At 63.1% G+C, this 20,797-nt stretch carries 21 protein-coding genes; 17 read left to right on the top strand and 4 right to left on the bottom strand.

Translation table 11 applies throughout. The features are described from left to right. The 6 genes from AC3CBN_RS20070 to AC3CBN_RS20045 all read left to right on the top strand — a co-directional run bounded on the left by AC3CBN_RS20070 (position 1) and on the right by AC3CBN_RS20045 (position 6,071). Positions 1 to 1,950 (top strand): chemotaxis protein CheA, encoded by a 1,950-nt coding sequence (locus tag AC3CBN_RS20070; protein ID WP_488634736.1) that lies wholly within the window; start codon positions 1 to 3, stop codon positions 1,948 to 1,950. A gap of 1 nt (position 1,951) precedes the next feature. Next, positions 1,952 to 2,692, top strand: coding sequence for a flagellar motor protein (locus tag AC3CBN_RS20065; protein WP_488634735.1), 741 nt, complete (start codon positions 1,952 to 1,954; stop codon positions 2,690 to 2,692). A 151-nt stretch (positions 2,693 to 2,843) separates the two neighbouring features. Continuing rightward, positions 2,844 to 3,953, top strand: a complete 1,110-nt coding sequence (gene motD, locus AC3CBN_RS20060) for a flagellar motor protein MotD (protein ID WP_488634734.1) — start codon at positions 2,844 to 2,846, stop codon at positions 3,951 to 3,953. 52 nt (positions 3,954 to 4,005) lie between these two features. Next, a complete protein-coding gene (locus AC3CBN_RS20055; protein ID WP_488634733.1) occupies positions 4,006 to 4,476 on the top strand; it encodes a chemotaxis protein CheW in 471 nt (156 codons plus the stop codon). A 115-nt stretch (positions 4,477 to 4,591) separates the two neighbouring features. Continuing rightward, the gene (locus AC3CBN_RS20050) at positions 4,592 to 5,338 is read left to right on the top strand and encodes a nuclear transport factor 2 family protein (protein ID WP_488634732.1); all 747 of its coding nucleotides are present in this window, start codon (positions 4,592 to 4,594) and stop codon (positions 5,336 to 5,338) included. A 268-nt stretch (positions 5,339 to 5,606) separates the two neighbouring features. Then, complete coding sequence (locus AC3CBN_RS20045; protein WP_488634731.1) at positions 5,607 to 6,071, top strand: hypothetical protein; 465 nt, start codon at positions 5,607 to 5,609, stop codon at positions 6,069 to 6,071. 63 nt (positions 6,072 to 6,134) lie between these two features. Here the strand turns inward: AC3CBN_RS20045 and AC3CBN_RS20040 are convergent, their stop codons facing one another. Further along, positions 6,135 to 6,674 (bottom strand): hypothetical protein, encoded by a 540-nt coding sequence (locus AC3CBN_RS20040; protein WP_488634730.1) that lies wholly within the window; start codon positions 6,672 to 6,674, stop codon positions 6,135 to 6,137. Between the two features lie 177 nt (positions 6,675 to 6,851). Between AC3CBN_RS20040 and AC3CBN_RS20035 the strand changes: the two genes are divergently transcribed. Then, entirely contained in the window at positions 6,852 to 7,202 is a 351-nt protein-coding gene (locus AC3CBN_RS20035) for a UBP-type zinc finger domain-containing protein (protein ID WP_488634729.1), read from the top strand. 23 nt (positions 7,203 to 7,225) lie between these two features. Here the strand turns inward: AC3CBN_RS20035 and AC3CBN_RS20030 are convergent, their stop codons facing one another. After that, positions 7,226 to 8,404: a hypothetical protein gene (locus AC3CBN_RS20030; RefSeq protein ID WP_488634728.1), complete on the bottom strand. Its 1,179-nt coding sequence runs from the start codon at positions 8,402 to 8,404 to the stop codon at positions 7,226 to 7,228. Positions 8,405 to 8,718: 314 nt separating this feature from the next. On the opposite strand from AC3CBN_RS20030, the gene AC3CBN_RS20025 reads away from it, so the two are divergent. Together AC3CBN_RS20025 and AC3CBN_RS20020 are read left to right on the top strand one after the other, a co-directional pair. Continuing rightward, entirely contained in the window at positions 8,719 to 9,903 is a 1,185-nt protein-coding gene (locus tag AC3CBN_RS20025; protein ID WP_488634727.1) for an alpha/beta fold hydrolase, read from the top strand. Positions 9,904 to 10,146: 243 nt separating this feature from the next. Continuing rightward, positions 10,147 to 11,091: a SphA family protein gene (locus AC3CBN_RS20020; RefSeq protein WP_488634726.1), complete on the top strand. Its 945-nt coding sequence runs from the start codon at positions 10,147 to 10,149 to the stop codon at positions 11,089 to 11,091. Positions 11,092 to 11,130: 39 nt separating this feature from the next. Here AC3CBN_RS20020 and AC3CBN_RS20015 read toward each other — a convergent pair whose 3' ends face one another. Together AC3CBN_RS20015 and fliK are read right to left on the bottom strand one after the other, a co-directional pair. Then, on the bottom strand, positions 11,131 to 11,409 hold the full coding sequence (locus tag AC3CBN_RS20015) for an EscU/YscU/HrcU family type III secretion system export apparatus switch protein (protein WP_488634725.1): 279 nt from the start codon (positions 11,407 to 11,409) through the stop codon (positions 11,131 to 11,133). Then, on the bottom strand, positions 11,406 to 12,545 hold the full coding sequence (gene fliK / locus AC3CBN_RS20010) for a flagellar hook-length control protein FliK (protein WP_488634724.1): 1,140 nt from the start codon (positions 12,543 to 12,545) through the stop codon (positions 11,406 to 11,408). The genes AC3CBN_RS20015 and fliK overlap by 4 nt, the downstream gene beginning before the upstream one ends. Before the next feature lie 192 nt (positions 12,546 to 12,737). Here fliK and AC3CBN_RS20005 point away from each other — a divergent pair, with 192 nt between their 5' ends. From AC3CBN_RS20005 to AC3CBN_RS19970, 8 genes are all read left to right on the top strand, one after another. Beyond that, positions 12,738 to 13,058 carry an STAS domain-containing protein gene (locus tag AC3CBN_RS20005; RefSeq protein WP_488634723.1) on the top strand — a complete coding sequence of 107 codons (321 nt, stop codon included), beginning with the start codon at positions 12,738 to 12,740 and terminating at the stop codon, positions 13,056 to 13,058. Positions 13,059 to 13,072: 14 nt separating this feature from the next. Beyond that, positions 13,073 to 13,435 (top strand): response regulator, encoded by a 363-nt coding sequence (locus AC3CBN_RS20000; protein WP_488634722.1) that lies wholly within the window; start codon positions 13,073 to 13,075, stop codon positions 13,433 to 13,435. 139 nt (positions 13,436 to 13,574) lie between these two features. Then, the gene (locus AC3CBN_RS19995; protein ID WP_488634721.1) at positions 13,575 to 15,566 is read left to right on the top strand and encodes a chemotaxis protein CheA; all 1,992 of its coding nucleotides are present in this window, start codon (positions 13,575 to 13,577) and stop codon (positions 15,564 to 15,566) included. Positions 15,567 to 15,824: 258 nt separating this feature from the next. Further along, a complete protein-coding gene (locus AC3CBN_RS19990) occupies positions 15,825 to 16,331 on the top strand; it encodes a chemotaxis protein CheW (RefSeq protein WP_488634720.1) in 507 nt (168 codons plus the stop codon). Between the two features lie 26 nt (positions 16,332 to 16,357). Then, positions 16,358 to 18,073 carry a methyl-accepting chemotaxis protein gene (locus tag AC3CBN_RS19985; RefSeq protein WP_488634719.1) on the top strand — a complete coding sequence of 572 codons (1,716 nt, stop codon included), beginning with the start codon at positions 16,358 to 16,360 and terminating at the stop codon, positions 18,071 to 18,073. 2 nt (positions 18,074 to 18,075) lie between these two features. Beyond that, positions 18,076 to 18,954: a CheR family methyltransferase gene (locus tag AC3CBN_RS19980; protein ID WP_488634718.1), complete on the top strand. Its 879-nt coding sequence runs from the start codon at positions 18,076 to 18,078 to the stop codon at positions 18,952 to 18,954. After that, the gene (gene cheD / locus AC3CBN_RS19975; protein WP_488634717.1) at positions 18,951 to 19,610 is read left to right on the top strand and encodes a chemoreceptor glutamine deamidase CheD; all 660 of its coding nucleotides are present in this window, start codon (positions 18,951 to 18,953) and stop codon (positions 19,608 to 19,610) included. The genes AC3CBN_RS19980 and cheD overlap by 4 nt, the downstream gene beginning before the upstream one ends. A 77-nt stretch (positions 19,611 to 19,687) precedes the next feature. Beyond that, positions 19,688 to 20,785, top strand: coding sequence for a protein-glutamate methylesterase/protein-glutamine glutaminase (locus AC3CBN_RS19970; RefSeq protein ID WP_488634716.1), 1,098 nt, complete (start codon positions 19,688 to 19,690; stop codon positions 20,783 to 20,785). Positions 20,786 to 20,797: the final 12 nt, after the last annotated feature.

Genomic DNA, 20,797 nt, shown 5'->3' with positions numbered 1-20,797 from the left:
ATGACGCCGGAGCTGGACACGGAGCTGCGCGATGCCTTCCTGGCGGAAGCCGGGGATCTTATGCAGCGCCTGGGCGAGCAGCTGATCGGGCTGGAGACTGCTCCGCGCGACGCCGAACTGTTGAATGCGGTATTTCGCGCGTTCCATACGGTGAAGGGCGGCGCGGGCTTCCTCGCCCTGGAGCCGATGGTGCAGCTGTGCCATCACGCGGAAGATCTGCTCAACGTGGCACGCGGTGGGCGGTTGTTGCTCGACTCCAACCGCATGGATGCGCTGCTGGAAGCGCTGGATCTGCTCAACGACATGCTGTCTGCCCTGGCCGGCGGCACGACGATGGAGATGCCGCCGCCAAGCCTGCTGCAGCGGATTTCGCCCGCCGGCGCCGTCGCGCAGAAGCCCGCGCCAAAACCGATAGCGCCGCCGCCGAGCGACGGCACCATCGACGATTCCGAATTCGAAGCGCTACTGGACAGCCTCTACGGCGGTGGCGGTGCACCGGGTACGCCTGCGCCTGCAACCGCATCGGGCAGCATCAGCGACGACGAATTCGAAGCGCTGCTGGACAACCTGCACGGCAAGGGCGGTATGCCCAGCGCGCAGGAAGCCGTACCGGTTGCAGCATCGGCAGCGGACAGCATTTCGGACGATGAATTCGAGTCGCTGCTCGACAACCTGCATGGCAAGGGCTCTGCGCCCGGAGCACTGTCAGCGGCGCCCGCTCAGGCCGCACCCGTACACAACGCTGCGCCTGCAGCACGTAGTGCGGCGCCGGCACCTGAAAATACCGTGCGCGTGGATACCGCGCGCCTGGATACCCTGGTGCATCGCGCCGGTGAGTTGGTGCTGGTTCGCAATCGCCTGCTGAGCCTCGCGGCGAAGCACGGAGACGAAACGCTCGCGCTCGCCGCGAGTGAACTTGATCGTGTGTCCGATGCGCTGCAAGCCACCGTGCTCGGCATGCGCATGCAGCCGGTTGGCCGCCTGTTCCAGCGCTTCCCGCGCATCGTGCGCGACCTCTCGCGCCAGCTCGGCAAGGAAGTGGAACTGGTGCAGGAAGGGGAAGGCACCGACCTCGATCGCAGCCTGGTCGAGGCACTCGCTGACCCGATGGTTCATCTCATCCGCAACGCGCTCGACCACGGCCTGGAAATGCCGGCGGACCGCGAGCGTGCCGGTAAGTCGCGCAAGGGCAAGGTGACGCTTTCCGCCAGCCAGCGTGGCGAGCGCATTGTCATCACCGTGTCCGACGATGGGCGCGGCATGAACCCCGAAGTCCTGCGCCGCAAGGCGGTGGAGAAGGGCGTGATCGACGAGGCGCAGGCATCGCGCCTGAGCGAGAACGAATGCTACGAACTGATCTTCCGCCCCGGCTTCAGCACGGCCGCCACGGTGTCCGATATCTCCGGTCGCGGTGTTGGCATGGACGTGGTGAAGACACGCGTGGCTGAACTCGGTGGCACGTTGCAGGTGCGCTCGCAGCTCGGTCGTGGCAGCACGCTGGAACTGGCCGTGCCGCTTACACTGGCGATCCAGCGCGTGCTGATGGTGCGCGTGGGTGCGCGTCAGCTGGCGCTTCCGCTGAGCAATATTGACGAAGTGTTCGAGCTGGCACCGGGTCAGCAGCAATGGCTCGACGGCCGCGCGGTGGCATCGCATCGCGGTCGCGCGCTCGCGCTGGCGGACCTCGCCGGCTGGATTGGCATGGACGGTCCTTCGGGACGTCACGTGGTGGTGCTACACATTGGGCATATGCGTCTGGGTTGCCTGGTGCACGACGTGCTGGGTCGCGAAGACGTGATGGTGAAACCGCTCGGCCCCCTGTTCGAAGGCGTACCCGCTGTGGCGGGTGCGACGGTTACCGGCGACGGTCGTCTTGCGCTGGTGATGGATCTGGCTGGCCTGGCCGGCAACGACGGACAACTCCTCCCATCCCTGAGAGTTAGCGCCTGACATGGACCTGGTAAGTCTCATCGGTACGATCCTGGCCTTCGTGGTCGTGATCGTCGGCACCATCCTCAAGGGCTCCAGCGTGGAAGCGCTGTGGAATCCGGCGGCCTTCGTCATCGTGTTTCTGGGCACCATTGCGGCGTTGCTGGTGCAGAACACGGGCAAGGTGCTGAAGAACGCGTTGGCGATGTTTCCAAAGGTGTACAAGCCACCGAAGCATCAGCCAGCCGACCTGATCAGTCGCATCGTCGGCTGGAGCGAAATCTCGCGCCGCCAGGGTCTGCTCGGTCTGGAGCCGCAGATCGAATCGGAAGACGACACCTTCGTGCGCAAGGGCCTGCAGCTGCTGGTGGACGGCAGCGAGCCCGAGGCGATTCGCGGCGTGCTCGAAGTGGAAGTGGACGCACGCGAGCACACTGACCTTGCCGCGGCCAAGGTGTTTGAGAACGCCGGCATCTTTTCGCCCACCATGGGCATCATCGGTGCGGTGATGGGCCTGATGGCGGTGATGCAGAATCTGGCCGACCCCAGCAAACTCGGCCACGGTATCGCCGCGGCCTTCGTGGCCACCATCTACGGCGTGGCATTGGCCAACCTGTGGATGTTGCCGATGGCAGCGCGCCTGAAGGGAATCATCCACAAGCAGACGCAGATGCGCGAGATTGTGATCGAAGGTCTTGTCGCCATCGCTGAAGGCTCCAACCCGCGTCAGATCGAGGCCAAGCTGCAGGGCTACCTGCCGTGAGAATGGAGAGCCTCTCTTCATATCCCAAACATCTCGCGCCGGGTCTGTTTGCCCGCGTGGCGGTGTCATCACTCGGTTGTGTATCGACATACACGCCCTCGTTCTTCCTTGCCATGCGGGCAAACAGCTCCCGGCGCGAGGCGCTCGGGATATGAAGAGGGGCTCTAGAAAACACCACGAAGACCACGTCAATCACGAGGCATGGGCCATTCCCTATGCCGACCTGATGACGTTGTTGTTGGCGTTTTTCGTGGTGATGTACGCGGTCTCCGTGGTGAACGAAGGCAAGTACCGCGTGATGTCCGAATCGATCATCGAGGCGTTCAACGGCTCAAGTCATGTGATCGCCCCGATGCCGCAGACGCGCGTGCAGCCGCACAACGTCGATCCAGCGCTGGCCTCGCCCGCAGGACAGCCGGGCGCGGCCACTACACCGGTCAATGTTCCGATTCCGCAGCGTCCGCAGCCGGTGCGCGTGATGGATGTACGTCAGCGGCTTCAGGAGCACACCGAGCAGCAGAACCTGGAGCTGATCCGCGATCAAGTGCAGCGCGCGCTGCAGCCGCTTATCGACAAGCAAATGGTGATCGTGCGCAAGACCACCACCTGGCTTGAGATCGAGCTGCGCACCGACATTCTCTTTCCTAGCGGCGTGGCGAAGATTTCCCCGCCCGCCGATGACGTGCTTAACCAGATCGCCGCCATCCTGCATCCGTTCTCCAACCCGGTGCGCATCGAGGGCTACACCGATGACCGGCCGATCAACACCTCGTTATATCCCTCCAATTGGGAATTGTCCGCCGCGCGCGCGGCGAGCGTGGCGAGGCTGTTTTCCGAGCACGGCATCGACCCGCAACGCCTTGGCATTGTCGGCTGGAGCGAATATCGCCCCAATGCCGACAACGCCACTGAGGACGGCCGCAACCAGAACCGTCGCGTGCTGGTCGTGGTGCTGAGCGACCAGAACGCACCCAAGCGCTTCTACAACGACGTCGAGCACATGGGGCAGCTGGTGGACAACGGTGACGCCGGTGGAGCGCCCGCGCCTGCCGCTTCTACCATTGCGGCTCAGGCCACTGCCGCATTGCCGAACATGCCCGCGCCGATCAGGCCGTTGCAGGTCGGCCGTGATGTGCCCGTGAACAAAGTCGTGCTTGCCGAGCCGCATGGCGAGAACACAGCGCCACTCACGCCAAATGCCGCCGCCGGCACCATTATCGTGACCGCGCCACACAACAGGGCGCCGGAGCACGGGCCGTGACGAACGCATACGCGATACATGCCGTGCCGGCACATGCCGGGGAGTCGATGTCTTGAGTCCTGTCCAGAACCACACCACCGACGAACGCTGGCTTTCATTCCGCCTTGGCGGGCAGTTGTACGCGGCGCCGCTCGGACATGTCAGCGAAGTCATCCGCGACGGCGAATTGACGCCTGTGCCCGGCGCGGCGAACGACCTGCTCGGCATCCGCCATCTGCGCGGCCGCATCGTACCCGTGCTCGATGGCCGTCGCCGCCTCGGCCTCCCCGAATCTGTCGGGGACGATGAGGCCCAGGTGCGTTTGGTGATGCTTTCGCATGGCCCGCATCTGGTAGGGCTGCGTGTGGATGCCATCGGCGATCTGGTGTCGCCCGGCACATCGGAAATCGCTCCGCCGCTACCGGGCGGTGCAGCGCGTGAGGACGATCCGGTGCACGGCATCTTGCCCTGGCAAGGGAGCTTCATCGCCCTGCTCGACGTGCGTTGCCTGTGCCGTCTTCCGTTGGAGAGCGAGGCGGCCTGACGCTTTCGGGCAACGCTCGAATCGAGGGGCGCCGCAACGCCCCTGCGCTGTGACTTCAGGCACGGGTACGGGCATCGGGAGCGGCGCATGCTCCGGCCAATTCCCGGGAGACGTCATGATGCGCATGCGATCGTTCGGACTCCTGCTGGCCTTCCTTGTATCGATAGGCGAAACCTCGCCAACGCTTGCCGTCGAAGCGCCCGCATCGTTGCGCGATACCTTGCTGCACACCACGCAGGACCTTGTTGACGCCATTCCCACGGGTGACAAGGCAGTGTGGGAAAAGGCGCTTACCGATGACGCAGTGATCATCGACGAGTTCGGCCGCATTGCGCACAAAGCCGATACCGTGGCGTCCATCCATCCTTTTCCGGCGGGCTTTTCCGGAAGTATCGAGCTGCGCGACGCGCATGCGCAGCAATACGGTGACACGGCGATACTGCAGGTGGAGGAGTACGAACGCGAAACCGTGTTCGGGCAAAACTTCGTCGTGCGCTATGAGTCGCTGCTCACCTTCGTCAAGCAAGATGGCGCGTGGAAGCTCGCCGGCTACGAGGACGTGACACTGCCTACGCCGCCGCCCAAGCTCGCCGTGTCCGGCCTGGACCTTCACGACTACGCCGGCACCTATCGATACGGGCCGGGCCGTGCCTGGACGATAATCAGCAAGGGCGGCGAGCTGAGTTATGTGACACGCCCCGGGGGCACCGCGAACGTGCTTGAACCCATCGCGAAGGATGTATTCATGGGCAGCGATGACGAACGCAATCTGCTGGTCTTTCGTCGCGACGATCATGGCAAGGTGAATGCGCTGATCGAGCGGCGCAAGTTCAACGATCTCCGCCTTATCCGGGAGAACTAGTGTCACGCTGGCGAACATAGCCACTCGAAGCGGTTGTGGGCCAGACGAGCTAAAGCCGCGACGGTTGCGGCTGGCGTTGCATGCGACGAATGTTGCGGGTAGCGCGGAATGGATGGATAACCGATTTTGCGCAGATACTCCCTCATCAGCATGATGGATTGCGCAAGAAACTTTCGTGCTTAGACAGGGTTGCATAGCCGGACCTTTGCGGTTGGCCGTGTGGCAGTCCGGTTTCGGGGGAATAGCGTTCCACCAGTGGAGACACGCCATGTCCAGTCAGCTTCTTCCTCAGCGCATCGACAACGCGTATCACGGTCACAAGCTCGCGCTCTGGATCTTTGGCCTGCTCGTGCTCATCAAGGTGGGCATCGGCGTGAACTCGATCTTCAATGGCCACCACGTGGCAAGCTCGGCTGATGGCATTCCCCTTGATGCGTTCACGCCAGCGGGCGCCCAGGCCGTTGTTTCCCTGTTCGCCATATGGGGATTGGGTCAGCTCGTGATGTGCCTGTTGTGCGGCGTGGCGATGGTCCGATATCGCGCCATGGTGCCGCTCTTGTTTGCGCTCTTCTTGCTGGAGCACCTGAGCAGGAAGTTGATCCTGTATTTCCTGCCGATAGCCACAATAGGGTCACCGCCAGGGTTCATCGTCAATCTCTTTCTTCTGGCATTGATCGTCGTTGGGCTCGCGCTGTCGCTGTGGAGCCGGGCCGGTCTTCCGGTAGGGAAATGAAATGAGAGGAGGCAATCACGTTTCGTTGATCGCCTCCTCCCTGTCGGCAGCCGATGGCCGAGGCTATTTGAGTATGAGCTCGCGTAGCATCTGGCTGCCGAGCAATTCGCGCATCGACTCTCTGTCCGCGGACGCCTTGTCACGTTCATCCCTCGGACCCAAGGTCTTTGCCTGGACGGCATCGGCCTCGTCGGTTTTATCCAGTGCTGCCATGTTGGAATACGTGACGGCGAGGATCAGATCGGGATCCTGTGGCGAACGTGCCTGTGTCTGATAGACGGTGTAGCCAGTGATCAGGCCAGCCTTCTTCATGGCTTCCATGTTCGTCTTGTAAGGACCGTCCAGGAATTTCATGTAGTTGTTGAACTGCCCAGGTTTGATCTTTACAAAGCTGACGACACGAACCTGGCCGTCCTTATAAGGTTTGGCATCCTGCGCAAATGCTGATCCAAGGGTCGCGAGCAAGAGCAATGACACGATGAGTATCGAGTTGCGTTTCACGGTTTTCCCCTCGACATGGCTGCGCGCATGTGCGGCGAGCCGGAGGCTACGCGCGGTTCCTGAGAGTGTCAACGAATGAAGACTGGTGGCTTCGAAATGCATGGAAGACGCGCGCTGTGATGTATCAATCCTGTTACATGATGTAGACGTTTGGCCTTCTAAACTGTCTGGAAGTCATGCCTGGCAAAGGCACCAGCAGTGCTTGGGTGGGGCGATATGACGTCGGTTTAAGAGCGGATCTGGCCTGATAATGTCGACACACGGAGAGGGATAACGATCATGACCATCAAGCATGAAGGCGTGGATGCGAGTGTCCCGCCAAGCGGCACGGGTTGCGTCGAGTGTATGAAAGACGGCCACTGGTGGCTTCACCTTCGTCGCTGCGCGCAGTGTGGTCATATCGGCTGCTGTGACGATTCGCCGAACCAGCACGCGACCAAGCATTTCCAGTCGACGGGTCACGGCGTTATAGCCAGCTTCGAACCTGGCGAAGACTGGTTTTACGACTTTCGAACCGAGGAGTTCTTCGACGGCCCTTCATTGGTACCACCGCAATCGCACCCTCTCGAGCAAGGCGTGCCGGGGCCGAAGGAGAAAGTCCCTGCCAATTGGGAGGACCTCCTCAACTAGCCGATGCAGGCCCTGGGGTCAGCTCAGGTCTTTCCACTTCTGGAAGCTTTCGCTAATTGCTCGCAGGTGCTGCTGTAGGTCTTGAGTTCGCTTTTGATGGTGTCGAGATCGATGGTGAAACCGTAGCGCACTGCGCCACCCTTGTCGGCGAGCCAGGCTCCCATGGATCGCGCGGTCACGAATTGCGTCAGCTGGGACAACGGAACGGGGCGACTGATGACCACCGATTCGCTGGTAGCAATGACGCTCTCGCGTTCTCCCTGCAGGGTTTGCTGCTGGTCGATCTCGAAATACGACCGCGACGCGCGTGCCACGATGCGTCGCGCGCGCTCCACGCCAACCATGTAGTACGCAGTGAGCGTCAGCCCCTCGGGCTTGCACAACAGCGTGATGCGGTGCTCGCCGTCGCGAGCGCTCTGGCCGAGCGTCAGATAGGGCGCGCCCGACATCAGATGGTAGGTTGCCGTGGGCGCGAGACGTCCGTTGTTGGCCAGCCCCGTGGCCATCATCTGGTCGCCCGTAAGCCAGGCGACGTCTTCGCGTGGTGTCGTTGGGGCAGGCTTGAGCGCTTCTGCGCGAATGCCCATGTCCTTCACGTAGGAAGCAACGTCGCCCGACGCCAGCGGCGTGTTGGCGACGCCGACCGCTTTCTGCTCGATGCCATCCGATGGCGGCATGCCGAAGCGATCATTGCCGGTTGGCGCCCACCGATAGAGCCCACCCATGTAGGCATAAGTGCATGCACCCGTGCAGAGCGCGGCTTTGGGTCCTTGAGGGGAACGTGATGTGCGCCGTGGTACACCCAAATGCGTCGCCATCAAGCCGGATCGAAACATCCGTCCCAGAGCCATGCCCGCGCGAATGTCCCCGCCCGATGAATTGAGATAGATATCGGATCGGGGCGGAATCTTCCCCGACCTCACCAGCGCGCCGAAACGATCGGCGGCATCCGCATCGATGGTGCCGTAGAGATAGATCTGTGGTGCCTTGGCAACAGCGAGCGTCAGTTTGTCAGCATTGATCTGGATGGATAGCTCGTCGGCTGTTTGTCCGCGTGATGCCTTCGCCCTGGTGCTCGCATCGTTCACTTGGGCATGGGCAGTCACGGCGCCAGCCATGCAAGTTGCCAATAGCAGCAAACTGGACACACAGCGAAAACGTGCCAAACGGAAGAAGCCCGGATCTACATCAATGGCCTGCACGCAACTGATCCTGCGATATGGGTCGGACAGTTTGCCCGCCTGAGGATGTTGTGCAAGTGAAATCCGCCAGGCGAGTGTCCACGGGCCGGACGTCCGCAAATCTGTCCGCGGACGCAGCAACTTTTTACGCCTGCTCGGCAAGCTACTGAAAAGACTCGATTCCGCTGCACGTTTCCCGGTGGCACGCGGCTTGCTCTAGTGGACGCAACGGTCACACGCTCGTTCGCGTGCGCGATCACTGCATCTTCTGATCTCGCCGACGTTACCGGGCTTGATCGGTTGCCACATAACCAGAAAGGAGAAATTCGTTGAGCATGTCCCGTTCGCCCTTTGCTTTCACGCTGGCCCTCGTCATGGGGTTGGTATCGGTCAATGCTTTCTCCTCGACGGCGCCGGCTGCCGCCACAAGTGCGCCGACCGCGCCTGCCAAGGACAAGGCGCTGATGTCGCGCGACCAGGTCACGCGCATCCTGGAAAGCAATCGCAAGATCCTTTTGCCCCAGGGTGTGGACGAAAAGATCAAGTTGCACATCAACGGCATCGATCAATGGGTGTCGATTCGCGGAAAGGATCGTCGTAATCCGATCCTGCTGTTCCTGCACGGTGGCCCGGCCTCGCCGGCGATGCCCGAGGGTTATACGTTCCAGACGCCGTGGGAGGATTACTTCACCGTGGTGCAATGGGACCAGCGCGGCTCTGGCAAGACCTATCGCGCCAACACGGAAGAAGCGATGGCGCCGGGCATGACCGTGAAGGGCATGACCGACGATGCCGCCCAGGTGGTGCAGTATCTGCGTGAGCACTACGGCAAGCAGAAGATTTTCCTGCTGGGCCATTCCTGGGGAACGGTTCTCGGAGTGGAACTGGCCCAGCAGCATCCGGAATGGTTCTACGCATACATTTCCACGGGGCAGGTGGTGAACGGCCGTCGTAATGAGGAAGTGGGTTATGCGTTTTCCCTGCGCCAGGCGAAGGCGGAAGGCAACCAAACGGCAATTCGCGAGCTTGAGGCCATGGCGCCTTATCCCGGCACCGGCAAGATGACGCTCGACCGCATCGGCATGCGCAGCAAATGGGAGATGTACTACGGCGGTCTTTCCTGGGGCCGCAAGGATTTCCAGTTCGACGTGGACGCCGAAGAGCTGTCGCCCGACTACAGCCGGGAAGATCTCGACGCGATCGACAAGGGCAGCCTGTTCTCGCTCAACCATCTGCTGCCAGCGTTGCTCGCGGTCGACTTCGATCACGTAACGAAGTTCGCCTGCCCAGTGATCGTGTACGTGGGTGCGCACGACTACACCACGGCGCATGAGCTGAGCGAGGAGTGGTTCGAGCACATCCAGGCGCCGTCGAAGAAGCTGGTCTCGTTTGCCGACTCGGCGCACATGATGATGCAGGATCAGTCGGGTCGCTTTCTGATGCACCTGGTAACGGACGCGTTGCCGTTGGCGCAGAAGGCAGGAGATGCGGCACCGGCGGAAGTGACGCGCGATCGGTAATGCTGTTGGACAGGCCGGTTCCCCAACATTGCGGAACCGGCCTGTTTCGGCTTCGCGGTGGCGGACTGCGTCGATCAGGGCAGTGACGGAGTTCGGTAATTCTACGTAGCCGGGTTAGGTGAAATTTCGCTTGTCCACCATCGCCTGGACGACCACGCTGGCATCCAGCGTACGGAGCGCCATGCGCATATGCCTCACTGGCGGCGCGTTTGGCCTGACCACTCTTCTCCGCCCAGGGATGCCATGAAACGACTTGCGCTTGTTCCTCTTCTATTGGCCGCTGGCGCGGCTGTGCCAGCCTATGCGACCGAAGGTGCCCTGGGTCGCTCCATCACCGGAGAGCAGGCGACTTCGTATGCCGGCCTGATACCGCCGACGCCCGGTTGGAACTGGGGCGTAGGTTATGCCTACTACAGCGGCTCCATCGGCAGTTCGAAAGAAGTGCCCTTGCCCGGCGGTGGTTCCTCGCTGGGTCTGAAGGCTGAATTCCAGCTGCTTTCGTTCGCTGGCGTCTATATCTGGAACACCAAGCCATCGGCGTGGAATTTCGCCACGGAAGTGACCGTGCCGTTCGCCTATGTGGACGCAAGCGTCAACGCACGACTCGGCAACTTTTCGCGGGGCGTGAACGACAACGACTCCGGCCTGTTTGACATGACGTTCGTACCGGTGATCGCCAGCCATCACTTCAGCGAAACGCAGCACATGTCGCTGGCGCTGTACATCTATGCCCCCACGGGCAGCTACAACAAGGGGCAGTTGGCGAATGTCAGCCTGAACAACTGGACCTTCTCGCCAACCATCGGCTACACGCAGCTTTTCCAGCAGGGTTCGCTGGAATGGAGCCTCACCTCGGCGGTGGACTTCTATACCAGGAACGACGACACCGATTACCAGAACGGGGCGGTATTTCGTATCGACTCACTATTGGTCAAGCGCCTTCCCTCGGGTTGGGGCTTCGGCGCGGTGGGCGGCTGGATCGAGCAGCTCGAAGACGACACCGGTCCGACCGCCGATCGATTGAACGGTTTCAAGGGCCGCTCGCTCGCGCTTGGCCCCATGGTGAACTACCTCAAGAAATGGCAGGGCGGGCAGGCGGAGTTCTCGTTGCGCTGGATGCGCGAGTTCGACGTGAAGAACCGCCTCAAGGGCAACCCGGCATTGCTCGAGGTGTCGATATCCCTTTGACGTGATCGCTTCCTGATAGGGAAGGCGAACCATCGACGCTCAGGTCGCGCCGTGATCCTCGGACGCATCAAACACACATGCCAGTACTGAGGCGGCTGCTGCATAGAGCGGTGCGGGAACATCCTTCCGCAAACGCAGCGAGGCGAGCAGGGCGGCCATCTGCGGATCGTGGTGCAGCGGAATGCCGAGCGCGCGTGCACGCGCCAGCAGCGTTTCCAGCGATTCCGGTGTCAGGTTGGCGGGTGTCGCGGTATTGGCGGGGCCGCCGGAAAGGCGCAGGGTCACACGTCGCTGTGCGGGCGGTAATGAAGTGCTCATGCCATCGTCTTCAGCAGGATCGCGCTGTGCGGGCTGCTTGAATGTGGCAGGCCACGCTGGCAGCTCAATTGGTCGAGGATCAGGCCGCACGCTGCAAGGCGCTGACGCAACGGGCCAAACTGGTGTTCCAGCCGATGCACGGTGATGGCGCGCTCTGCCCACAGGCGCACCGACAGGCGCAGATCACGCAGCTGAAGTTCACCTTGCACGGGGCCGAGCGCGGGAAGGTCAAGCGCAAAACCCAGCACCCACGCGGCGCCACCTTCGTTGTCGGTGGTGTATTGCAGCTGGAGCTGCAGAATGTCGCGCCCCGCTTCGCCCTGCAGCGGAATCTCGATCATCCATGCCGGAACGGTGGTGGCCTCCAACTGCGCTACTTCCACGCGAGCCAGCGCCGCGTGCACTTCGCCGTGCAAGCGACCGAGTAGCGCATCGACGTCGTCGTTGAGCAGTTCCGGTGGCAGCGCGAAGCGAGGCTGTGCCTGCAGGCCACGCTGCTGCAGTGGCGGCGGCGTCTCGCTGTCGTCTGATGGCGCGCGGCGTGCCGGCAGATAGTCGTCGAGCAGGCTGGCCAGGCGCAGCAATGCGCCCTTCCAGTCCTCCTGACTCAGCACGGCCATGTCGACCTGTGACTGCGCCAGTTGCGATTCCAGGAACAGGCCACTGCGACTGATGGCTTCTTCCAGGCCCTCGCCGCGGGTGATTTCGGCCGGCGTGCGCACGCCGTGTTCGAGCAGGGCGAGCGCCGGACGCAGGTAAGCAGGCAACTGTCGCAGCGCGGGACGCTGCGCCAAAGCATCGAGTGTGGCGAGCAACGGCGCATAGCCGTTCTGTTGCGGCAACCGTTCGCGCAGCGCCACCTGGATGGCCGGCTCCGGCGTATGCGGTGCGATTACTTCCAGCTGCGGTTGCGCGCCCAGGGTCAGCACGCGCACTTGAAACTGCGAAGGTAGCTGGCCGCCTGGCGCTTCGGCTTCCACCGTGAGCGCGCCGATCTGTAACACCAGCATGCCTTGCGGATTGATCCCCAACGGCCGCGCAGCCAGCACCGTGCCGATGCGCCAGCTCTCCGCAGCACTGCCGGAGGCGGCGCCGGCCCAGGTGAGGGCGGCGAAGCTGGTGGGTTGAATGACCAATCAGGACTCCTTGCGGCAAGGCTTTGTGCGCGGGCCCTTCCGTGCATTGGGCATCGGCAGGTTTCGTGGGAACTTGAGCGTCATTTTGTCGTGCCCGTCGCAGGTTTGATGGGGTGGACGTCGCTAAAGCGATCGCGCCCGCCGCCGATAAGCACTCCGTAGACGCCCAAGTGGCGTAACGAGGACAGGCTTATGGGCAGCAAGGCGGCACAACGCAAAAGCGGTAGCGAGGCGCGCGTGATCGCGTTGCCCGCCGACTTTCGCCTGGCCGAACTGGCCAGCGTCAAGGCCGGCCTGATCGAGGCGCTTGACGCGCCCACGGTGCAATTGGACGGCGCCGGCGTGGAGCGCGTGGACACCGCTGCGCTGCAGCTGCTCGTGGCCTTTCGTCGCGAAGCTTCGGCGCGCGGGCTGGCCTCGTCGTGGACGGGTGTGAGTACTGCAATACGTGATGCGGCCGGCGTGCTCGGCCTGGCACAGGCACTGGAATTGCCGGCAACCATGCCGGCCTGAAACTGAGGTGGAAGATGGCAAAGATTCTTGCGGTGGACGATTCGGCTTCGATGCGCGGCATGGTGGCTTTCACCCTGCGCGGCGCCGGTCACGACGTTAATGAGGCCGAGAACGGCCAGCTGGCGCTGGATGCGGCGCGCGCCGGTCGCTACGACCTGGTGCTGGCCGACGTGAACATGCCGGTGATGGACGGCCTCAGCATGGTACGCGAGCTGCGCACGATGCCCGAATACAAGGGCGTGCCCATTCTCATGCTGACCACTGAGTCGCATACCGACAAAAAGATGGAAGGCAAGGCGGCCGGCGCCACCGGTTGGCTGGTGAAGCCGTTCGATCCGGAGCAGCTGCTGGCTACCGTCAAGCGAGTGCTGGGCTGAGGATGCCTTTTTTGTCATTCCCGCGAACGCGGGAATCCAGTGTCTTTAGTGACGTGCAAAGGCACTGGATCCCGGCTTTTGCCGGGATGACGAACTAACCCTCGCATCCCCAAGACGCTTTTCCCGAGAGAGCATCACCATGAGCAAGGCCGGTCTGGCGCAGTTCCAACAGGTATTCATCGAAGAGAGTCTGGAAGGACTCGACACGATGGAGTCGTCGCTGCTCGCGCTGGACAACGGCGGTGATGCGGAGCTGGTGCACACCATCTTCCGTGCAGCTCATTCGATCAAGGGCGGCGCGGCCACCTTCGGTTTTCCGGAGATGTCCTCGTTCACCCACGAGGCCGAGTCGCTGCTGGATGAAGTGCGTAGCGGCAAGCGCAGCATCGACCGCGCCATCATCGAACTGCTGCTGCGCACGGTGGACTGCCTGCGCGGCATGTTCGCGCGTGCCCAGGCCGGCGCGCCGCTCAACGATACGGTGGCCGAAAGCCTGCGCAGCGAGCTGGCTGTGGCGATGGGGCGTGGCGCTCCCGTGGGCGAGCTGCAGGCGCGGCGCGACGTGGATCAGGCTGATGCGTGGACGGTCCGCTTCCGTCCGCAACCGGGCATGCTGGCGGGCGGCAACGATCCGCTGCGCCTGATTCGCGAACTGGCCGGGCTGGGCGAGCTCAACGTCACGCCCGAATTCGAACGGTTGCCCACCACCTTGGCGGCACTGGAGCCGTCCGAATGCCATCTCGGCTGGACCATCGAGTTGAAAGGCCCTGCCAGGCGCGCGGACATCGCTGCGGTGTTCGACTGGGTGGAAGGTGAGTGCGACCTCGTCATTGAAGCCAGGCACGTGGTTGCAGCTGCCGCACCGGCGCCCGCAGCGCCAGTGGCCGCATCCGCGCCGGCCAACGTGGCCGACGCAGGCGCCGCGCGTGCGCAGCGTGAGGCGAGCGCCGAGTCCAGCTCGGTGCGTGTGTCGATCGACAAGATCGACGGACTGATCAATCTGGTGGGCGAGCTGGTGATTACCCAGTCCATGCTCGACACCTTCCGCGAAGGCGACATCGATGCCTCGCGCATGGCCCTGCTCGAACACGGGCTGGCCCAGCTGGCGCGTCACACACGCGAGCTGCAGGAAAGCGTCCTTGGCATTCGCATGTTGCCCATTGCCTCCGTGTTCAACCGCTTCCCGCGCATGGTGCGCGACATCAGCCAGAAGCTGGGCAAGCAGGTGAAGCTGGAGCTGGTCGGCGAGCAGACCGAGCTGGACAAGACGGTTCTGGAGAAAATCGGCGACCCGATGGTTCACCTCGTGCGCAACGCGATTGACCATGGCCTTGAAACGCCTGAAAAACGCCGCGCCGCCGGCAAGGGCGACACCGGCACGCTCAAGCTCCAGGCCTCGCATCGCGGCGGCAGCATCGTGGTGGAAGTTTCCGACGACGGCGCGGGCCTCAATCGAGATGCCATCGTTGCAAAGGCAGTGCAGCGTGGCCTGATCGCCAGCGGCGAGGGCATGAGTGACGAGGCCGTGGCGGAACTGATCTTCCAGCCGGGTTTCTCTACTGCCGCTGTCACCACCGATCTTTCCGGTCGCGGCGTGGGCATGGATGTGGTTCGCCGCAACGTGGCGGATCTGGGCGGCAGCGTCATCATTCGCAGCACGCAGGGCAAGGGCAGCGTATTCACCATCACCTTGCCGCTGACGCTGGCCATCATCGACGGCCTCACCGCCGCGGTGGGTGATGAGCGCTACATCGTGCCGCTGGTGTCCATCATCGAATCGGTGCAATTGAAAGCCGATGCGATACGCAGCGTGGTTGGCGGTGGCGAGCTGTTCCGTTTCCGCGGCGAATACCTGCCGGTGATCCGCCTGCACGAAGCGTTTGGTTGCGACAACGCGATACGCGCCATCGACGAGGGCCTGATGGTCGTGGTCGAAGGTGAAGGCACACGCGTGGGCCTGTTCATCGATGGCCTTATCGGCCAGCAGCAGGCCGTGGTGAAGTCGCTGGAAGCCAATTACCGCCGCGTGCAAGGCATATCGGGCGCCACCATCCTGGCGGACGGCTCAGTGGCGCTGATCGTGGATATCGCAGGCCTCATCCGCCTGCAGGGACGTCGCAAGGCGGCTTGATTCAAGGCATCTACAAGCCGCGGCCGTTGGCCTGCGGCCCGCGTAGTGCAGTGCAGGGGTCGCCCCGCATCGCCAGTAGTGGCGCCGACGGCGTCGCGACCGGTGGCCGTTACGCGTACGGCTGGAGCGAGTTCCAGGCCGGGCCACATTCCTCCGTGCATGGCGGAAAAGGCCCGCGAACCGCTCAAGTTTCGCGCTCCTTCGCCGATCCAGTTTTCGAAAGGGGGCCTGGCACCTGGCCCTGACGACGAGGCAAACATGACCGATAACACCCGGAGCGAGGCGCTCCAGACGCAATACCTCACCGTCAACCTCGGTCACGAGGAATACGGCGTCGACATCCTGGCGGTGCGCGAGATCCGTGGCTGGACGCCAGTCACGCGGATTCCGCAGGCACCGCACTACGTGCTGGGCGTGCTCAACCTGCGCGGCGCCATCGTGCCGGTGATCGACATGCGCCTGCGCTTTGGCCTGCCGCGCGAGGAATACGGCACCACCACGGTCACCGTGATCGTGACCGTGGCAAGTCGCAACTTCGGCGTGGTGGTGGATGCGGTGTCCGACGTGCTCGACGTCACCGCCGACGCCATTCGCCCGGTGCCGGACATGGGCACCACCGTGGATACCGAATACCTGAAGGGTTTGACCGCCGCCGGCGAGCGCATGGTGTTGCTGCTGGACGTGGACAAGCTGTTGCAGCCGCAGGATGCGCAGATGCTGGAAGCGGCACTCCCCGCCGTCTCCGATGTGAAAGCCGTGGCCTGATCGATATAGCCGGAAGTGGAATCATCATGAAGAAGTTCACACTGAAAATCCCTGCGCTGTCCGTTCGCAATCGCATGCGCGCGGTCCTTGGCCTGCTCGGCCTGATGCTGATCGGCGGCGCCATCGTCGGCCTGGGCGGCATGCAACTGCAGAACGACGGCATGGGCAAGATCTACGACGAGGAGATCGTGCCCACGCAGCTCATGTCGCAGATCTCCACCCGTTCGCTGATGTCCTTCATCTTGCTGGGCGAATCCAGCTCGCTGGTCAGCAAGCCGGACCAGGTGAAGGCCAAGCTGGCCGAATACGACAAGATGCAGACGGAGATGGAGGCGCTGAAGAAGCAATTCGACGCCATCCCGATGAGCGACGAAGTGAAGAAGCATTTCAAGGACTGGCGCTCCACCGACGCGGACTACAAGGACGCCAAGGATTCGCTGGTCGACGCGCTCAAGCAGGGCGATGCCGGCGCATCGGAACTGCTGGAAATGCAGGTTCGCCCGTTGATGATGCAGCGCCAGGATTCCATGGCGAAGCTGGTGGACGCGCAGCGTGCCGATGCCAAGCAGATCTATGACGCTCAGGTGGCGCGCTACCACTTCATCCGCGCCATCAGCATCATTGCGTTGCTGGCCGGTTTGGCTGTGGCCTCGGTGATGGCCCTGCTGATGATGCGTTCCATCATGAACGCCCTGGGCGTGGCGATGAAAGTTGCCCACGAAATCGCCGGTGGCCGCCTGGGCCACGAGATCCATGTGAGCAGCAAGGACGAGCTGGGCGAACTCCTGGGCGCGCTGCGCACCATGGACGAACGCCTCAGCAACATCGTCGGCGAAGTGCGCCATGGCGCAGGCTCGGTCAGCTCCGCCGCGCAGCAGATTGCGCGCGGCAACGACGACCTCAGTCAGCGTACGCAGGAACAGGCTTCCAGCCTGGAAGAAACCGCGTCGTCGATGGAAGAAATGACTTCCACGGTCAAGCAGAACGCCGAGAACGCCAGCCACGCCAACCAGCTTGCCAGCGCCACGCGCCGTCAGGCCGAGCACGGCGGTGAAGTGGCCGCGCAGGCCAGCCTGGCCATGCGTGAGATCAACGACTCCAGCCGCAAGATCTCCGACATCGTCAGTCTGATCGACGAAATCGCGTTCCAGACCAACCTGCTGGCTCTCAACGCCGCGGTGGAAGCAGCGCGTGCCGGCGAGCAGGGTCGCGGCTTCGCAGTGGTGGCCACGGAAGTGCGCAACCTTGCACAGCGCAGCGCCGGCGCGGCCAAGGAGATCAAGGGCCTGATCAACGACAGCGCGGAGAAGGTGCGCGTGGGTTCGTCGCTGGTGGACCAGTCTGGCAAGGCATTGGCCGAGATCGTGGACAGCGTGAAGAAGGTGACCGACATCGTGGCCGAGATCGCCGCTGCCAGCCAGGAACAGTCGGCTGGCATCGATCAGGTGAATCACGCCGTGTTGCAGATGGACGAGATGACCCAGCAGAACGCCGCACTGGTGGAAGAAGCCGCAGCCGCTGCACGTGCGATGCAGGAGCAGGCAGGCGAGCTGGCGCGCCAGGTGAGTTTCTTCCAGCTCGGCGACGATGCAGTCGAGCCGGCTACCCAGAAAGCTCGCACCAAAACGGTGATGGCCGAAGCCGAGGCCGTGTTTGCCGCTGTGCGCGGTGCACCCACCCAGCCGGCACGCGCGCCGCGCGCTTCCGAGGCGGCTGACGCGGGCGCCTGGAAGGAGTTCTGAGCATGAGCATGCCCGCCGCGATCGATGGCAACGCCGCCGTGGCGGGCATGAATGGTCCGTCGCTAGGCGATAGCGACTTCGCCTTCCTGCGCAGTTTTGTGTACGAGCATTGCGGTATCTCGCTGGGTGATCACAAGCGCCAGCTGGTGCAGGGCAGGCTGATACGCCGGCTGCGTGCGCTGAAGTTGCGCGATTTCGGCAGCTATTGCGACTTGCTACGCCGTGATCCTCTCGGCGAACTGGGCGAGCTGGCCAGTGCGATCAGCACCAACGTCACGGCGTTCTTCCGCGAGTCGCATCATTTCGACCTGCTGACCAACGAACTGTTGCCGCGCTGGATCGCCGAGAAGAAGAACGTCGGCCGCCTGCGCATCTGGTCCGCCGGTTGTGCCACCGGCGAGGAGCCCTACACGCTCGCCATCGTGCTGGCCGAGGCGCTGGAGAAGCATGGTGGCAACGTCGATGCGAAGATCCTCGCCACCGACCTGTCGCCGCAGGCATTGGAGACGGCACGCAAGGGCGTTTACCCGATCGAGCGGCTGGAGGGCGTGAGCGTCGAGCGTCGCCGCCGCTGGTTCCTGCGCGGCGAAGGCGAGTACGACCAATACGCCTGCGTGCATCCGCGCTTGCGCGAGCTGGTGAGCATCCTGCCGCTGAACCTGCTGCACGACTGGCCGATGCACGGCCCGTTCGACGCAATTTTCTGCCGCAACGTCGTCATCTATTTCGACAAGCCCACCAAGCAGCGTCTGTTCCAGCGTTACGCAGGACTGCTGCCGGAGGGTGGTTATCTGTTTCTTGGTCATTCCGAGTCCATGTACGGGCTCAATGAAAACTTTGACCTGATAGGACGCACGGTCTACCGGAAGCGCAGTGAATGAGCGTCCCCGCAGTGAATCTTCCCGCCGGCGCCAGCTATGACCCGGCGCGCGTGGTGCCCGGCTTCGAGCACCTGCGGCGTTTCTGGGATCCGGCACTGGCCTGCGTCACCGTAAAAGTGCTGCCTGGTGAGTTCTATGTGAGCACGCAGGAGGAAATGATCTCCACCGTGCTCGGCTCCTGCGTGTCGGCGTGCATCTATGACCGGCAGCGCGGCATTGGCGGCATGAATCATTTCATGTTGCCCGAGCCTATGGGTGGCGAGCGGGGTGGTTGGGCCGACACCGTCGGTCGCGCGGCGCGCTATGGCAACGATGCGATGGAGCAGTTGATCAACGCCATCCTCAAGGTTGGTGGACAGCGTTCGAATCTGGAAGTGAAGGTGTTCGGCGGTGGCCGTGTGCTGGCCACGATGACTGACATTGGCAAGCGCAACATCGAGTTCGTCAAACGCTATCTGGCCGCCGAAAGGCTGCAGTTGCGTGCGGAAGACCTGGGCGACGTGCACCCGCGCCACGTGCAGTTTTTCCCGGTCACCGGCAAGGCGCGCGTGCGGCAGTTGCGTGGCCGCACCGATTCGGTGCTGGTGGATGGCGAGCGGCAATATCTCAAGCGTTTGGCAAATGATCCGATAAAGGGAGAGGTGGAGCTGTTCTGACGCGCTGGCGCGGCAACAGATTCACTTGGCTGTATCCGGCCCCGGTAAGGGCCAGCACGAAGTCGGGAAAGATGGCGATGGAAAGAGTACGTGTCCTGGTGGTCGATGATTCCGCACTTGTGCGGAAGCTGCTGTCGACCATGCTTTCGTGCGATCCGGGCATCGAGGTGGTGGGCACGGCAGCCGATCCGTTGATTGCTCGCGAGAAGATCAAGCAACTCAATCCCGACGTGCTCACGCTCGACGTGGAAATGCCGCGCATGGATGGCATCACCTTTCTTGAAAACCTGATGCGCCTGCGCCCGATGCCGGTGGTGATGGTGTCGTCGCTCACGCAGGAAGGTGCGGAAGTCACGCTGCGCGCGCTTGAGCTTGGCGCCGTGGATTTCTTCACCAAGCCAAGCAACGACCTCGCCAGCACCTTTGCCGAGGGCGCGCAGGAAATCTGCGCCAAGGTGAAACTCGCCGCGCTTGCCCGTCCGCGTCAGCGCACCGCAGTGCGCAAGCTCGACGTGCCGCCGCGTCTCTCCGCAGATGCTGTGCTGCCGCGCGCGCAGACCGTCGGTACGCGTGGCGGCATGCCGATCATTGCCATCGGCGCGTCCACCGGCGGCACCGAAGCGATTCGCGTGGTGCTTGAGGCAATGCCGCCGGATGCGCCGCCGATCGTCATCACGCAGCACATTCCCGCTGCCTTCAGCGGTCCGTTCGCCGCGCGCATGGACCATTGTTCGGCCATGCGTGTGTGCGAGGCACGCGATGGCCAGCCGATCCAGCAGGGTCATGCGTACATCGCTCCGGGCAGCCAGCATCTGCTGGTGATGTGGGATGGCGCCAAGTACGTGTGCCGCCTGCACAACGGTCCGCCAGTGAACCGCCACAAGCCGAGCGTGGATGTGCTGTTCCGTTCGATGGCGGCCAGCGTAGGCAGGGCCACCGTAGCCGCACTGCTTACCGGCATGGGCGACGACGGTGCGCGCGGTCTGCTGGAACTTCAGCAGACCGGCGCGAGAACGCTCGTGCAGGACGAGGAGTCTTCGGTGGTGTGGGGCATGCCCGGCTCCGCCTGGAAGCTCGGCGCCGCCGGCGAAAAGCTGCCTCTGGATCACATTGCCGCGCGGTTGCTTGCGCTGGCGCATCAACCCATTCCACGCGCCGCCGTGTCGGCCATCTGATCAGCGGATAAC

Source organism: Dyella sp. OK584 (assembly GCF_057787755.1).
The sequence above is the reverse complement of the archived record's forward strand: the minus strand, read 5'-3'. Positions and strand labels throughout refer to the sequence as shown.

Bases quoted from the DNA above. Each gene is read 5' to 3' on its own strand.
- AC3CBN_RS19990 (WP_488634720.1), top strand. From the start codon at position 15,825: ATGACCGATAACACCCGGAGCGAGGCGCTCCAGACGCAATACCTCACC.
- AC3CBN_RS19995 (WP_488634721.1), top strand. From the start codon at position 13,575: ATGAGCAAGGCCGGTCTGGCGCAGTTCCAACAGGTATTCATCGAAGAG.
- AC3CBN_RS20065 (WP_488634735.1), top strand. From the start codon at position 1,952: ATGGACCTGGTAAGTCTCATCGGTACGATCCTGGCCTTCGTGGTCGTG.
- AC3CBN_RS20045 (WP_488634731.1), top strand. From the start codon at position 5,607: ATGTCCAGTCAGCTTCTTCCTCAGCGCATCGACAACGCGTATCACGGT.
- AC3CBN_RS20050 (WP_488634732.1), top strand. From the start codon at position 4,592: ATGATGCGCATGCGATCGTTCGGACTCCTGCTGGCCTTCCTTGTATCG.
- AC3CBN_RS20025 (WP_488634727.1), top strand. From the start codon at position 8,719: ATGTCCCGTTCGCCCTTTGCTTTCACGCTGGCCCTCGTCATGGGGTTG.
- AC3CBN_RS20015 (WP_488634725.1), bottom strand. From the start codon at position 11,409: ATGAGCACTTCATTACCGCCCGCACAGCGACGTGTGACCCTGCGCCTT.
- AC3CBN_RS20040 (WP_488634730.1), bottom strand. From the start codon at position 6,674: ATGCATTTCGAAGCCACCAGTCTTCATTCGTTGACACTCTCAGGAACC.
- AC3CBN_RS19985 (WP_488634719.1), top strand. From the start codon at position 16,358: ATGAAGAAGTTCACACTGAAAATCCCTGCGCTGTCCGTTCGCAATCGC.
- AC3CBN_RS19980 (WP_488634718.1), top strand. From the start codon at position 18,076: ATGAGCATGCCCGCCGCGATCGATGGCAACGCCGCCGTGGCGGGCATG.
- AC3CBN_RS20035 (WP_488634729.1), top strand. From the start codon at position 6,852: ATGACCATCAAGCATGAAGGCGTGGATGCGAGTGTCCCGCCAAGCGGC.
- AC3CBN_RS20000 (WP_488634722.1), top strand. From the start codon at position 13,073: ATGGCAAAGATTCTTGCGGTGGACGATTCGGCTTCGATGCGCGGCATG.
- AC3CBN_RS20005 (WP_488634723.1), top strand. From the start codon at position 12,738: ATGGGCAGCAAGGCGGCACAACGCAAAAGCGGTAGCGAGGCGCGCGTG.
- AC3CBN_RS20070 (WP_488634736.1), top strand. From the start codon at position 1: ATGACGCCGGAGCTGGACACGGAGCTGCGCGATGCCTTCCTGGCGGAA.
- AC3CBN_RS19970 (WP_488634716.1), top strand. From the start codon at position 19,688: ATGGAAAGAGTACGTGTCCTGGTGGTCGATGATTCCGCACTTGTGCGG.
- AC3CBN_RS20020 (WP_488634726.1), top strand. From the start codon at position 10,147: ATGAAACGACTTGCGCTTGTTCCTCTTCTATTGGCCGCTGGCGCGGCT.
- motD (WP_488634734.1), top strand. From the start codon at position 2,844: ATGAAGAGGGGCTCTAGAAAACACCACGAAGACCACGTCAATCACGAG.
- cheD (WP_488634717.1), top strand. From the start codon at position 18,951: ATGAGCGTCCCCGCAGTGAATCTTCCCGCCGGCGCCAGCTATGACCCG.